The organism is Rhizobium sullae, from assembly GCF_025200715.1.
GTDB lineage: Bacteria > Pseudomonadota > Alphaproteobacteria > Rhizobiales > Rhizobiaceae > Rhizobium > Rhizobium sullae.
Window position 1 is genome coordinate 1,820,239 of record NZ_CP104143.1, and the last position, 12,398, is coordinate 1,832,636.

Below are 12,398 nucleotides of genomic sequence, written 5' to 3' on the forward strand. Positions count from 1 at the left end.
GAAACAAAAAGCGGAGACGAAAATGTCGAATGAAATCGCGACCCGCCTGACGGAAATGGGGATAACTCTTCCGGAAGCCGCCGCACCCGCTGCCAATTATGTGCCTTATGTGATCAGCGGCAATCTCCTTTATATCTCCGGCCAGCTTCCGCTCGAAGGCGGCAAGGTCGCCGTCTCCGGCCATCTCGGACGAGACGTCGTTGTTCCCGCCGGCCAGCGCGCCGCCGAGCTTTGCGCCATCAACATTCTCGCCCAGGCTAAGGCGGCACTCGGAGGCGATCTCGGCCGCATCAAGCGCGTCATCAAGCTCAACGGCTTCGTCGCCTCCACCCCGGAATTCGTCGAACAGCATCTTGTCATCAACGGTGCCTCGAACCTGATCGCCGGCGTCCTCGGCGAGGCCGGAAAGCATGCCCGTGCCGCCGTTGGCATGGCGGCGCTGCCGCTCAACGCCGCCGTCGAAATCGATGCCATCATGGAAATCGCGTCATGACCTCCGCCGCCTGGATCAAGGAACTGCCGGTCGCCCATCGCGGCTATCACGACACCAACAAGCTCATCTGGGAAAACACGCTCTCTGCCTTCGCCCGTGCCGTCGAAGCCGGCTTTGCGATCGAATGCGACCTCCATTATGCTTCCGATGGCGTTCCGGTCGTCTTTCATGACGAGAATCTCGAACGTCTCTGCAACATGAAGGGTGATATCCGCGAGCGCACCTCCAGGGAGCTCGGCCTGCTGTCCGTCGGTGGCACGGCCGACAAGATTCCGACGCTCAAGCAATTGCTCGATCTCGTGAAAGGCAAGGTTCCGCTCGTCCTCGAACTCAAGGGCCGCGAAGCGGATGACGAGGGGTTTGCCGAAGCCGTGCTCGAAGTGCTGGAAGGCTATGAGGGCAAGGTCGCGCTCATGAGCTTCGACCGTTGGCTGCTGCGCGACCTCAAAGCCTTGAATGCGCCCTACCCGCTCGGTCTCACCGCTGGCGGCAACAAGCCGGAAGAACTCGCAAACCACGAACGAGCGATGGAAATCGGCCTCGATTTCATCTCCTATTTCTTCGCCGATCTGCCGAACCCCTTCATCACCGGCCAGCGCGCCAAGGGCATCCCGGTCATCACCTGGACGGTCCGCGACGAGAAGGCGCGCCAACACACCGTCGAGAATGCCGATCAGATGACGTTCGAAGGTTTCGATCCCCGCGTTTCGGTTTGACGCTCGCTTTTTCGACAAGATCGTGCGCAGACTGAAGGAGAGCCAATATCCTCCTCCCAAGGACCTCGCATTTGCTCCATGACAGACGAACTATCGATCCGCGTTGAGCGGTCCTTCACCGCGATTTCCCAGGAGATTTGGTCTCGGCTTTCCGGTACATCCAAGGAAGGCACGACGCTCGCCTATAATCCCTTCCTGTCGCATGCCTACCTCTCGTCCCTCGAAGAGTCGGGTTCGGCCACGGCGCAAACCGGCTGGCTCGGCCATCATCTGCTACTGGAAACGGATAAGGGCGAGTTGATCGGCGCCCTACCCGGCTATCTGAAGAATCACAGCCAGGGCGAATACGTCTTCGACCACGGCTGGGCGGATGCTTTCGAGCGCGCCGGCGGGCGTTATTACCCGAAGCTGCAATGCTCGATCCCCTTCACGCCTGCTACCGGTCCGCGCCTGCTCGTTGCCGTGGGCCTTGAACGGCGGCAGATCCAGAACGCCATTGCCGAGAGCCTGAAGGAAGTCGTCCGCCGCCTCGGCGTTTCATCCGCGCACATCACCTTCGTGCCGGAAGACGAGATCGGCGTCTTCGAAACCGACGGCTATCTGCACCGGACCGACCAGCAGTTCCATTTCATCAACGAGGGCTATGCCAATCACGAGGAATTCCTCGAAACGCTGACGTCGCGCAAGCGCAAGGCGCTGCGCAAGGAGCGGCGCACGGCACTCGAAAACGGCGTCAGCATCGACTGGCTGACCGCCAGCGATCTTACCGAAGACATCTGGGACCAGTTCTTCGCCTTCTACATGGATACCGGCGGCCGCAAATGGGGACGGCCGTACCTGACCCGCAAGTTCTATTCGCTGATCGGCGAGCGCATGCCGGAGGACATCTTGCTGGTGATGGCCAAGCGCAACGGCCGCTATGTCGCAGGCGCCATCAACTTCATCGGCGGCGATACGCTCTACGGCCGCCATTGGGGCTGCGTCGAAGACCACCCATACCTGCATTTCGAGGTCTGCTATCATCAGGCGATCGACTTCGCGCTCGCCAAGGGCCTGAAACGCGTTGAAGCGGGTGCGCAGGGCGAGCACAAGCTCGCGCGCGGTTACCTGCCGGTGACAACGCATTCGGCGCACTACGTTGCCCATGCCGGTCTCAGGCGCGCGATCGCCGATTACCTGGAACGCGAACGCGAGGACGTCGAGCACATGAACGAGATTCTCGCCGAACACAGCCCGTTCCGCAAAGGCGAGCGGCAACAGGAGGATTGACGCTCGCGCCCTTGCTGCGCTACCCGATCACCGAAAAACGAGGAGATTTCGAGATGACCAGCGCCGCTTACGACGACAGCAATATCTTCGCCAAGATCCTGCGCGGCGAGATCCCGTCGCACCGCATCTACGAGGACGAGCATACGGTGGCCTTCATGGATGTCATGCCGCAAGCGCCAGGCCATGTCCTGGTCGTGCCGAAGGCACCGTCGCGCAATATTTTCGATGCCGACCCTACGGTCCTAGCGCAGGCAATTCCCGTCGTCCAGAAAATCGCCAAGGCCGTGAAAGAGGCTTTCGATGCCGATGGCGTCCTGGTCTGCCAGTTCAACGAACCGGCCGCCGGCCAGAGCGTCTTCCACCTGCATTTCCACGTCATCCCGCGCCACGAGGGCGTTACCCTCAAACCGCATTCCGGCAAAATGGAGAATGGCGACGTGCTTGCAGCCCATGCCGAGAAGATCAAGGGTGAACTGGGGAACTAGTCTTCTGGAACCGTAATTCGTATCATTGATACGAGATCAAGGATAACTTCTTCCAGTATCTCGACGCGGCCCTGCAATTCGTCCCTGAGAGGCCAAGGGTCAAGGCTATTCGCGCGAAACTTGCGAAGATTGGCATAGGTCCCGGAAAGACCTTCGCGTTCAAGGATCTGTCGCTCGAACATGCAGCCCTGCGCGCGCACGAAAACCCAGAAAAATCGAAGGCCGCATCGCTGCGGCCTTCTTCAATTCGCTTCCCGGTAACAGACTATCTCCTGCGCGGCACCTTCGGCACCGCACTCGCCTTCTTCGGTGCATCCCCGACTTCGGCCTTCGCCTTCTTTACCGCGGTCTTCTTGGCTTTTGCCTTCGTCTTCAGCTCGCCGTCATCCTCGCCATCGGCTTCTGGATGAACGGTCTCGGCTTCCGGCTTCGGCTTGATCGGCGCGGATTCGGGGATCGCTTCGAGGATGATGCCGGGCTTGCCGTCTTCCTTCGGGCCGACGGTGACGTTGACGACGCCACCTTTCTTCAGCTTGCCAAAGAGAATTTCGTTCGCCAGCGGCTTCTTGATCACATCCTGGATGACGCGGGCAAGCGGGCGGGCGCCCATCTTCTCGTCGTAACCCTTTTCTGCCAGCCAGTCGATCGCTTCCTCCTGCAGGTCGAAGGTGACGTTGCGTTCGGAAAGCTGGGCCTCCAGCTGCATGATGAACTTCTGCACGACCTTGTGGATGACGGCCGTCGGCAGCGATGCGAAGGGAATGATCGCATCGAGACGGTTGCGGAATTCCGGCGTGAACAGGCGGGTCAGCGCCTCCTCATCCTCGCCGGTGCGCTTGGACGAACCGAAGCCAATTGCGGCCTTGGCCATTTCCGACGCGCCCGCATTGGTCGTCATGATCAGGATAACGTTTCGGAAGTCGATCTTCTTGCCGTTATGGTCAGTCAGCGCGCCGTGGTCCATGACCTGTAGTAGGATATTGTAGATATCCGGATGCGCCTTCTCGATCTCGTCGAGCAGGACTACGCAATGCGGATGCTGGTCGACGCCATCGGTCAAGAGACCGCCCTGGTCGAAGCCAACATAGCCGGGAGGTGCGCCAAGCAGGCGGGAGACGGTGTGCCGCTCCATATATTCCGACATATCGAAGCGCAGCATCTCGACGCCGAGCGACGCTGCGAGCTGCTTGGCCACTTCCGTCTTGCCGACGCCGGTCGGGCCGGAGAAGACGTAGGCGCCGATCGGCTTGTTCGGCTCGCGGAGCCCGGCACGCGCCAGCTTGATCGCTGTCGAAAGGGCTTCGATCGCCGTATCCTGGCCGTAGACCACCGAGCGCAGTTCCTGCTCCAGATTGGCGAGAACGGCTTCGTCGTCCTTCGAGACGCTTTTCGGAGGAATGCGGGCCATCGTCGCGACCGTCGCTTCGATTTCCTTTTCGGTAATCAGCTTGCGGCGCCTGGATGGCGGCAGCAGCATCTGAGCGGCGCCCGTTTCATCGATGACGTCGATCGCCTTGTCGGGCAGCTTGCGGTCAGAGATATAACGAGCCGACAGCTCGACCGCCGACTTAATGGCGTCGTTCGAGTAGCGCAGGTGGTGATATTCTTCGAAATAGGGCTTCAGGCCCTTCATGATTTCGATCGCGTCGTCGATTGACGGCTCGTTGACGTCGATCTTCTGGAAGCGGCGAACGAGAGCCCGGTCCTTCTCGAAGAACTGCCGGTATTCCTTGTAGGTCGTCGAGCCGATGCAACGGATCGCACCGGACGAAAGCGCCGGCTTCAGGAGGTTCGACGCATCCATCGCGCCGCCCGAGGTGGCGCCGGCACCGATCACGGTGTGGATTTCGTCGATGAACAGCACCGCACCCGGATATTCTTCGAGCTCCTTGACGACCTGTTTCAGGCGCTCTTCGAAATCGCCGCGGTAACGCGTGCCCGCAAGCAGCGTGCCCATGTCGAGCGAGAAGATCGTCGCATCAGCGAGCGCTTCTGGCACCTTGCCTTCGACGATCCGCTTGGCGAGGCCTTCGGCGATCGCCGTCTTGCCGACGCCCGGGTCGCCCACATAGAGCGGGTTATTCTTGGAGCGGCGGCACAGCACCTGGATCGTACGGCTGACTTCCGAGTTGCGGCCGATCAGCGGATCGATCTTGCCGCTCTTGGCCTTCTCGTTGAGATTGACGCAATAGGCCTTCAGCGCATCCTGCTGCTTCTTGGCGCCGCCCTCGTCCTCGCCGCCGCGCGATGCGCTCGGCTTGCTCTCGGCTTCCTCGTCGGCGCCGCGCGGCGTGCGGACTTCCGAAGAGCCTGGTCGCTTTCCGATGCCGTGGGAGATGTAGTTGACCGCGTCGTAGCGCGTCATTTCCTGCTCCTGCAGGAAATAGGCGGCATGGCTTTCGCGCTCGGCAAAGATTGCGACAAGGACATTCGCCCCGGTCACCTCTTCGCGGCCCGACGATTGCACGTGGATCACGGCACGTTGGATGACACGCTGGAAACCGGAGGTCGGCTTGGAGTCCTCGTCATAACCGGTGATCAGATTGGACAGTTCGTTGTCGACGTATTCGATCAGCGTCTTGCGCAGCGCGTCGAGGTCGACATTGCATGCACCCATGACAGCTGCCGCATCGGCATCGTCGATTAGGGCGAGCAGCAGATGCTCGAGCGTCGCATATTCGTGATGCCGCTCGTTGGCAAAGGTCAGTGCCTGATGGAGCGCCTTCTCAAGACTAGGCGAAAATGTTGGCACGTTGAGATCCTCACTTCTTTTCCATGACGCATTGCAGCGGATGCTGGTGCTGACGGGCGAAGTCCATCACTTGGCTTACCTTGGTCTCCGCTACCTCGTATGTAAATATCCCGCATTCGCCGACGCCGTGGTTATGGACATGAAGCATGATGCGGGTGGCACTTTCACGATCCTTCTGAAAAAAACGCTCCAGGATGTGGATAACGAATTCCATGGGAGTGTAGTCGTCATTCAGGATTAGCACGCGGTAGAGATTGGGCTTCTTGGTTTTCGGCTTCGTGCGTGTGATGACCGAGGTTCCGCGATTTCCGTTGTCCCCGTTCCTTTCGCTGTCGTTCTGCATCCGGATCGGCTTTGCGATCATTGTCATTCATTCCTCGGTCTATCCGGTGGTGCATGGGAGGCTGCTTTACCCGCCGGATATCTGAAACACTAACTTAGTTCATAATGGAGCGATTTTAAGCCCCTTGTTTGCGACTGCAATCACAATTCCGCAGGACTTGACGCAAAGACTAAAAAAGTCCCGTGCGAATTCTTAAAGGGCTTCGGGAAACAAAAAAGACCGGCCGCAGATGCGTTGCCGGTCTTCGTTTTTCAAGGGGTGCGCTGTTCGCACCATCGCATTTTACGCAGCGGCGGGCGTTACCTGGGCAGCCTTGGGCGACTTTGCCGCCGGGGCCGATACCGGCGCTTCGTAAGGCTTATAGGCGCCCTTGGCGAGATCGGCGTACATTTCGCCCATCTTTGTCGCCTCGGAGATGAAATTCTCATAGGAAGACTTGATGAAGCCGGTCTGCAGTTCGAAGACCGTTTCGAAGCTGCGGGCGGCAGACAGCGTCTCAAAATGATTGACGGCGTCCTGGAAGGACTTTTTGGAATATTCCGCAGCTTCGGTCGCGATCGCCTGGACCCCCTTGGCCGTGTCGGAATAGCTCTTCAGCATCGTGTCCATGGCTTCCTTGCTCTTCCGGCTCGTGTCGTCAAAGTTAAACATTTAGTCTCCTCCTTTTGTGGTATTGGCTGCCACAAAAGGTAGCTGCGCCGCACAAATAGTCAAGCGATTTTGTGCGTTGCACAACCACCATAGATTGCATGACGCTACGCTAAAGCGCCTTTAAAAAAGAGCAACGTACATCGCCAATTGATTTTTAAAATATATATCAGAGGCCTACAACCTGAGGCTTCGCAAAAAATTCTCGCGAAGCCTCAATCTTGGGATAACCGGAGGCCGTCTCAGTCCATCAGATCTGCGGGAACCTTGCCGCCGTTTTCGGACAGCTTCTTCATGAGCGCCTTGTGAAGAAACATGTTCATCTTGGCGGAATCGCCTGCGTCGCCTGTATAGCCAAGTTCCGCAGCAAGCTCCTTGCGCTCGGAGAGGCTCGCATCCATGCCGACCGCCTTCATCAGGTCCACGATCGAGCGCCGCCAATCTAGCTTCTGCCCGCTCTTCTTGACGGCAGCATCGAGAATCGGAGCGATATCGACGGCCGCAGGCGCCGCCGACGGTGCTGCTGATGGCGCGGACGCCGTCTGCGCGGGCGCCATTTTCGGCGCATCCGCCGCCTCGATCACCGGTGCTGCCTGCGCTTCGCCGAAAATCGCGTTCTTGATTTTATCGAAAATACCCATGTCCTCGCCTCCAAATTTAGTTTGATCGCATTCGCAAAAACTAACATGGGGCGGATGGCGAACTCATCCAGCGCAAGCGGCAAAATTGTTGCTGAGGCTTGGTAGGCAGGCTGCGGATAAAAGGTGCCGTTCGGCAAAGGCAAGCCGCTATGATGCGGCCCGCCAAGGGATCATTAGAGATCGACGTCGAGAATCGCCATCGAGAAGTTGTAGGAACGATCGCCATCTTCGTCGTCGATATAGACGACACCCAGGAATTCGTCGCCGAGATAAACTTCCGCGGAATCATCCTTGCGCGGGCGCGCCTTGACGACGATCTGCGGGTTGAGCGTCTTCTTGAAATAGGCGTCGAGCTTCTTGAGTTCTTCAGGCTTCACACTGGGTCTCCTAGCGGTCTTCGTTGGCCGCTTCTTGCACAGGAAAAGCGGCGCTGTAAAGGCTGCCGCAGCACATCCGCCCCGGCTTTCCCCTCAGCATTTCGCCAGCTTTTCCGTTCTAGCCGATATGACCGGATCAGATACCGGCGCCGATCACCTGGTCCATGATACGCGACGGTTCCGAACACCCGGCCTCTCCGACAACCTTCGCCGGCACGCCTGCGACCGTCGTTTTCGGCGGAACGGGCTGCAGAACGACCGAACCGGCCGCGACACGCGAGCAATAGCCGATCTGGATATTGCCGAGAATCTTCGCGCCCGCACCGATGAGTACCCCGCTGCCGATCTTCGGGTGACGGTCAGCGCCCTCCTTGCCCGTGCCGCCAAGCGTGACGCCATGCAGGATCGAGACGTTGTCGCCGATCACCGCCGTCTCGCCGACGACGAGGCCAGTCGCATGATCGAGGAAGATGCCCCGGCCGATGCGCGCTGCCGGATTGATATCGGTCTGAAAGACGCTGGATGACCGGCTTTGCAGATAGAGCGCCAGGTCCCGCCGCCCCTGATTGAGCAGCCAATGCGCCAGGCGATGCGTCTGCAGCGCATGAAATCCCTTGAAATACAGCACCGCTTCCATGAAGCGCAGGCATGCCGGGTCACGGTCGTAGACGGCCTGAATGTCGACGCGCAGGATATCGCTCCATTCCGGCCAATCTTCGACCATTTTGTCGAAGACCTGACGGAGCAACGTTGCCTGCATGTCGGGATGGTCAAGACGTTCGCAGATCCGATGAATGACGCATTCTTCCAGCGAACGGTGGTTGATCACCGTCGAATAAAGGAAAGCCGCCAGCACCGGATCCTTCTCGGCAGCCGCACGCGCTTCTTCGCGCAGGCTGTCCCAGATCGGATCCATGACCTTCAGCGGGTTTGATGCTTCAAAAGAACGAACGTCAGTCTTCGCGACCATTCCAGGTCTCCTCGTTTCCGTCGGAACGACATTATATAGGGCAAAACGCCCGGAACATAAATGGGTACCGGCCCTATGCTTTTTTAGCATATTTTTTCGGTAATCACGGCACCTTGAAGACGCCGATTACCGCCCGGCGACCTTCTCGTAGAACTCCAGAACCGCTTTCTTGAACACCTTGTCTCCAACCGCCAGCATATGGTCGCGACCCGGAATGTCCAGCGCCTCGGCATGCGGCATCAAAGCCGCCAGTTCGTACGCCGAACCCGCAATGTCGTCCTTTGTTCCGACACCGATCAACGTCGGCGCCTCGATCTTGCCCATGTCGGCCCGCGCCACGAGATCGCGCGATCCCCGGATGCACATGGCGAGTGCCTGCCGGTCGCTTTTGGTCTGCTCGGCGAAGGCGCGGAACATGCGCCCGCGGATATGCGTGACGTCGTCCAGCGACGGCGCAAGCAGCGCATCGGCAATCGGATCCCAATCGCCGACGCCATCCGTCATCCCGATGCCGAGACCGCCAAGCACCAGCGAACGCACGCGATGCGGATGGGCAAGCGCCGTGAAGACCGAAATCCTCGCACCCATCGAATAGCCCATGACATTGGCTTCCGGGATGCCGAGATGGTCGAGCAGTGCCACCGCGTCTTCCGCCATGATCCACGGCCGATAGGCTTCGGCATCGTGGGGCTTATCACTTGCGCCGTGGCCGCGATTGTCCATCGCAATGACCCGATAGCCTGCATCGCCCAGCGTCTTCAGCCAGCCGGGATGCACCCAGTTGACGTTGGCGGTCGAGGCGAAGCCATGAATGAGCAGCACTGGCGGACCGTTCGGATCGCCCTTGTCGAAAAAAACGAGGTTCAGGCCGTCGTGGGGAAAGCTAGAAAATGCAGGCGTATTCAGATTCATAAAGTCCGTCCTTTTGGGCCGGACCATATTTTATCGGGCAGCGGAGGTGAACCCTCGCGACGTCAAAAAACCATGGGCCGTGCTGCGTTTCGGCTCTACACATTTCCGGCGAAGGACTATAATGTCCGCGCACATTTCAAAGCATTCGGAGACAGACATGGCCGGCCACAACATTCCCCACTTCCAGAACGACGGCGGACACCGCGTGATCGAAGTCGGCGTGAAGGAGTTCATGTGCACCGGCGCATCCGCGCCCTTCGATCATCCGCATATCTTCATCGATATGGGCGACGACAACGAGAAGGTCTGCTCCTACTGCTCGACGCTTTACCGCTTCAACAGCGCGCTGAAGGCGAGCCAGACGAACCCGGCCGGCTGCGTCTTCCACGTCAAGGCAGCGTAACGTCACTCACTAAAGATCGGACAGCAGATGCCGGTCGAACACGCCGCCATCATCGGCGCCGGAACTGCGGGCCTGACCGCTGCTCTGGCGCTCGCTAAACGCGGCATCAGTTCGGATATTTTCGAGCAGGCGGCCGCGCTTGCGGAGGTCGGCGCCGGCCTGCAGATCTCGCCGAATGCATCGCGCATCCTCGCAAAGCTCGGCATCCTGCACGACATCGAAAAAGTCTGGCTCGAACCGCAATTCATCCGCCTTTTCTCCGGCGACACGCTGCGCCCGCTTGCGGCCGTTCCGGCAGGCGATTTCGCGCGTACCCGTTGGGGTGGGCCCTACGGCGTCCTGCACCGCGCCACGCTGCAAAAAGCGCTGCTTGCGCAAGTCGAAGCGAGCTCTCTCTGTACCCTTCACTGCGGCAGCAGGATCGAGCCTGGCATCCTCCCGGCAACCACGCGCCAGGCGGATGTGATCATCGGTGCCGACGGCGTCTGGTCGAAGCTGCGGCAGGCAATCAAGGGCAGTCCCTCGCCGCGCTTTTCCGGTAATATAGCCTATCGCTTCACGATCGCCGGCAATTCCGCGCCGGCGTTCATCGACCGCGCAAGTGTTTCGGCGTTCCTTGGGCCGTCCGCCCATCTTATCTGCTATCCGCTGAAGGAGGCCGGCAGTTTCAATCTCGTCGCCATCACCGCCGGCAGTGCTGCGCGGCAGGACTGGCGCAACGAGCCGGCGGAGCAGCAATTGAAGCAGCTCACATCACGTTTTTCCGGATGGAGCGCCGATATCAAGTCGCTGTTCGGTGACGCCCGGATGACCTTCTGGCCGCTCTACGAGGCGACGGAGGGCACCTGGCAAAACGGAAGCGACACCGTCCTTATCGGCGATGCCGCTCACGCCATGACACCTTTTGCCGCCCAGGGCGCGGCGATGGCAATCGAAGATGGCTACGAGCTCGCGGCCCTGCTTGCGGCCCATTCTGTGAAGGAAGCCCTACCTCGTTTCGAACGGCAACGTGCGCCGCGCGTCGCGAAAATCCGCAAGCGCGGCGCATTCAACCGCTTTGCCTACCACGCCCGCGGCCCAGTCCGTCTCGGCCGCGATATTGTTCTTTCGCTGAAATCGCCGCAAAGCCTGGCAGCCGATCTGGACTGGATCTACGGCTACCGTCCGATCGATTGATCAAACGGCATTGGCAGCAGCAAGGCCGCGTTCGATGTCCGCCTTGATGTCGGCGACGTCTTCGAGACCGACCTGAAGCCGGATGACCGGCCCTTCCTGCGGCGCCTTGCGGATACGGCGGTCGTTGAGATTGACGTGCACTGCCAGGCTTTCGAAGCCGCCCCAGGAATATCCCAGGCCGAAGATCTGCAGTGCGTCGAGGAAGGCATGCGCCTTCGGCTTGAATTTTTCCGGGGCATCGGCCGCGAGCACGAAGGAGAAGATGCCGCTTGCGCCCTTGAAATCACGCTTCCAGAGTTCGTGCGACGGGAAGCTCGGCAGCGCCGGATGCAGGACGCTTGCGATCTCTTCCCTGCCCTCTAGCCATTTGGCGATCGTCAGCGCGCTTTCATAGTGCCGCTCAAGGCGCACACCCATGGTGCGCAGACCACGCAGGATCTGGTAGGCATCGTCCGGAGCCCCGCAAATGCCGAGCGTGATATTGGCTTCCTTCAACTGCTCCCAATACTTGGCATTCGCCGAGACCGTGCCCATCAGGATGTCGGAATGGCCGGAGGGATATTTCGTCGCGGCATGGATCGAAATATCGACGCCGAAGTCAAGGGGCCGGAAATAGACCGGCGTCGCCCAGGTATTGTCCATCGCAACGACCGCACCATGCTTGTGGGCGATTGCGGCAATGGCCGGAATATCCTGCATTTCGAATGTGTTCGAACCCGGCGCTTCAGTGTGCACCAACTTCGTGTTCGGCTTGAAAAGCTGCTCGATCTCCGCACCGATGGCCGGGTCGTAATATTCGACCTCGACGCCCAGACGCGTCAGCATCGTATCGCAGAAATGCCGCGTCGGCGTGTAGACCGAATCGACGATCAGAACGTGATCGCCGGAGGAGAGAAATGCGAGCAGCGGCACCGTAACGGCGGCAAGACCCGTTGGAACGAGGATCGTTCCGGCAGACCCCTCCAGTGCATTGATCGCCTCGCATAGCGCATCCGTCGTTGGCGTTCCGCGGGTGCCGTAGGTATATTTCTGCGACCGCGTCTCCATCGTCCTGGCGTTCGGGAAGAGCACCGTGGAGCCATGGACGACGGGAGGATTGACGAAACCGAAGTAGTCGACGGGATCGTTGCCAACATGGGTAAGGCGCGTGTTGATACCCGCGTTCTGCAGTAGACTGTCTCTGTCTTTCATAATCTGGAATGGCCTTTGGCGG

General features: G+C 59.6%; 14 protein-coding genes and 1 pseudogene. 7 read left to right on the forward strand and 8 right to left on the reverse strand.

Annotated features, from left to right (window positions below; translation table 11 throughout):
* Positions 1-22 precede the first annotated feature (22 nt).
* The 5 genes and pseudogenes from N2599_RS09195 to N2599_RS09215 all read left to right on the forward strand — a co-directional run.
* Positions 23-493 (forward strand): RidA family protein, encoded by a 471-nt coding sequence (locus tag N2599_RS09195; protein ID WP_027509397.1) that lies wholly within the window; start codon positions 23-25, stop codon positions 491-493.
* The gene (locus N2599_RS09200; protein ID WP_027509396.1) at positions 490-1,209 is read left to right on the forward strand and encodes a glycerophosphodiester phosphodiesterase; all 720 of its coding nucleotides are present in this window, start codon (positions 490-492) and stop codon (positions 1,207-1,209) included. Before N2599_RS09195 ends, N2599_RS09200 begins: the two co-directional genes overlap by 4 nt.
* A gap of 78 nt (positions 1,210-1,287) precedes the next feature.
* Entirely contained in the window at positions 1,288-2,478 is a 1,191-nt protein-coding gene (locus N2599_RS09205; protein WP_027509395.1) for a GNAT family N-acetyltransferase, read from the forward strand.
* A 53-nt stretch (positions 2,479-2,531) separates the two neighbouring features.
* Positions 2,532-2,963 (forward strand): HIT family protein, encoded by a 432-nt coding sequence (locus tag N2599_RS09210; protein ID WP_027509394.1) that lies wholly within the window; start codon positions 2,532-2,534, stop codon positions 2,961-2,963.
* A gap of 35 nt (positions 2,964-2,998) precedes the next feature.
* A pseudogene (locus N2599_RS09215) lies at positions 2,999-3,151 on the forward strand (DUF1254 domain-containing protein); the annotation flags it as partial.
* Positions 3,152-3,228: 77 nt separating this feature from the next.
* On the opposite strand, the gene clpA reads toward N2599_RS09215, so the two are convergent.
* From clpA to N2599_RS09250, 7 genes are all read right to left on the reverse strand, one after another.
* The gene (gene clpA / locus N2599_RS09220; protein WP_027509392.1) at positions 3,229-5,715 is read right to left on the reverse strand and encodes an ATP-dependent Clp protease ATP-binding subunit ClpA; all 2,487 of its coding nucleotides are present in this window, start codon (positions 5,713-5,715) and stop codon (positions 3,229-3,231) included.
* 10 nt (positions 5,716-5,725) lie between these two features.
* Entirely contained in the window at positions 5,726-6,079 is a 354-nt protein-coding gene (clpS, locus tag N2599_RS09225; RefSeq protein ID WP_027509391.1) for an ATP-dependent Clp protease adapter ClpS, read from the reverse strand.
* Between the two features lie 261 nt (positions 6,080-6,340).
* Complete coding sequence (locus N2599_RS09230; protein WP_027509390.1) at positions 6,341-6,709, reverse strand: phasin family protein; 369 nt, start codon at positions 6,707-6,709, stop codon at positions 6,341-6,343.
* Positions 6,710-6,948: 239 nt separating this feature from the next.
* The gene (locus N2599_RS09235) at positions 6,949-7,347 is read right to left on the reverse strand and encodes a DUF3597 domain-containing protein (RefSeq protein WP_027509389.1); all 399 of its coding nucleotides are present in this window, start codon (positions 7,345-7,347) and stop codon (positions 6,949-6,951) included.
* 173 nt (positions 7,348-7,520) lie between these two features.
* Positions 7,521-7,724 (reverse strand): DUF3126 family protein, encoded by a 204-nt coding sequence (locus N2599_RS09240; protein ID WP_027509388.1) that lies wholly within the window; start codon positions 7,722-7,724, stop codon positions 7,521-7,523.
* 136 nt (positions 7,725-7,860) lie between these two features.
* A complete protein-coding gene (gene cysE, locus N2599_RS09245; RefSeq protein ID WP_027509387.1) occupies positions 7,861-8,694 on the reverse strand; it encodes a serine O-acetyltransferase in 834 nt (277 codons plus the stop codon).
* 126 nt (positions 8,695-8,820) lie between these two features.
* Positions 8,821-9,606 (reverse strand): alpha/beta fold hydrolase, encoded by a 786-nt coding sequence (locus N2599_RS09250; RefSeq protein ID WP_027509386.1) that lies wholly within the window; start codon positions 9,604-9,606, stop codon positions 8,821-8,823.
* Positions 9,607-9,763: 157 nt separating this feature from the next.
* On the opposite strand from N2599_RS09250, the gene N2599_RS09255 reads away from it, so the two are divergent.
* Both N2599_RS09255 and N2599_RS09260 read left to right on the forward strand, forming a co-directional pair.
* Positions 9,764-10,009: a zinc-finger domain-containing protein gene (locus N2599_RS09255; protein WP_027509385.1), complete on the forward strand. Its 246-nt coding sequence runs from the start codon at positions 9,764-9,766 to the stop codon at positions 10,007-10,009.
* 27 nt (positions 10,010-10,036) lie between these two features.
* Entirely contained in the window at positions 10,037-11,185 is a 1,149-nt protein-coding gene (locus tag N2599_RS09260) for an FAD-dependent monooxygenase (RefSeq protein WP_027509384.1), read from the forward strand.
* Here the strand turns inward: N2599_RS09260 and N2599_RS09265 are convergent, their stop codons facing one another.
* Positions 11,186-12,376 carry a cystathionine beta-lyase gene (locus N2599_RS09265; RefSeq protein ID WP_027509383.1) on the reverse strand — a complete coding sequence of 397 codons (1,191 nt, stop codon included), beginning with the start codon at positions 12,374-12,376 and terminating at the stop codon, positions 11,186-11,188.
* Between the last annotated feature and the right edge of the window lie 22 nt (positions 12,377-12,398).

Coding starts and splice junctions, on each gene's coding strand:
- N2599_RS09265 (WP_027509383.1), bottom strand. CDS start 12,376: ATGAAAGACAGAGACAGTCTACTGCAGAACGCGGGTATCAACACGCGC.
- cysE (WP_027509387.1), bottom strand. CDS start 8,694: ATGGTCGCGAAGACTGACGTTCGTTCTTTTGAAGCATCAAACCCGCTG.
- N2599_RS09260 (WP_027509384.1), top strand. CDS start 10,037: ATGCCGGTCGAACACGCCGCCATCATCGGCGCCGGAACTGCGGGCCTG.
- N2599_RS09205 (WP_027509395.1), top strand. CDS start 1,288: ATGACAGACGAACTATCGATCCGCGTTGAGCGGTCCTTCACCGCGATT.
- N2599_RS09230 (WP_027509390.1), bottom strand. CDS start 6,709: ATGTTTAACTTTGACGACACGAGCCGGAAGAGCAAGGAAGCCATGGAC.
- N2599_RS09250 (WP_027509386.1), bottom strand. CDS start 9,606: ATGAATCTGAATACGCCTGCATTTTCTAGCTTTCCCCACGACGGCCTG.
- clpS (WP_027509391.1), bottom strand. CDS start 6,079: ATGATCGCAAAGCCGATCCGGATGCAGAACGACAGCGAAAGGAACGGG.
- N2599_RS09255 (WP_027509385.1), top strand. CDS start 9,764: ATGGCCGGCCACAACATTCCCCACTTCCAGAACGACGGCGGACACCGC.
- N2599_RS09195 (WP_027509397.1), top strand. CDS start 23: ATGTCGAATGAAATCGCGACCCGCCTGACGGAAATGGGGATAACTCTT.
- N2599_RS09200 (WP_027509396.1), top strand. CDS start 490: ATGACCTCCGCCGCCTGGATCAAGGAACTGCCGGTCGCCCATCGCGGC.
- N2599_RS09210 (WP_027509394.1), top strand. CDS start 2,532: ATGACCAGCGCCGCTTACGACGACAGCAATATCTTCGCCAAGATCCTG.
- N2599_RS09235 (WP_027509389.1), bottom strand. CDS start 7,347: ATGGGTATTTTCGATAAAATCAAGAACGCGATTTTCGGCGAAGCGCAG.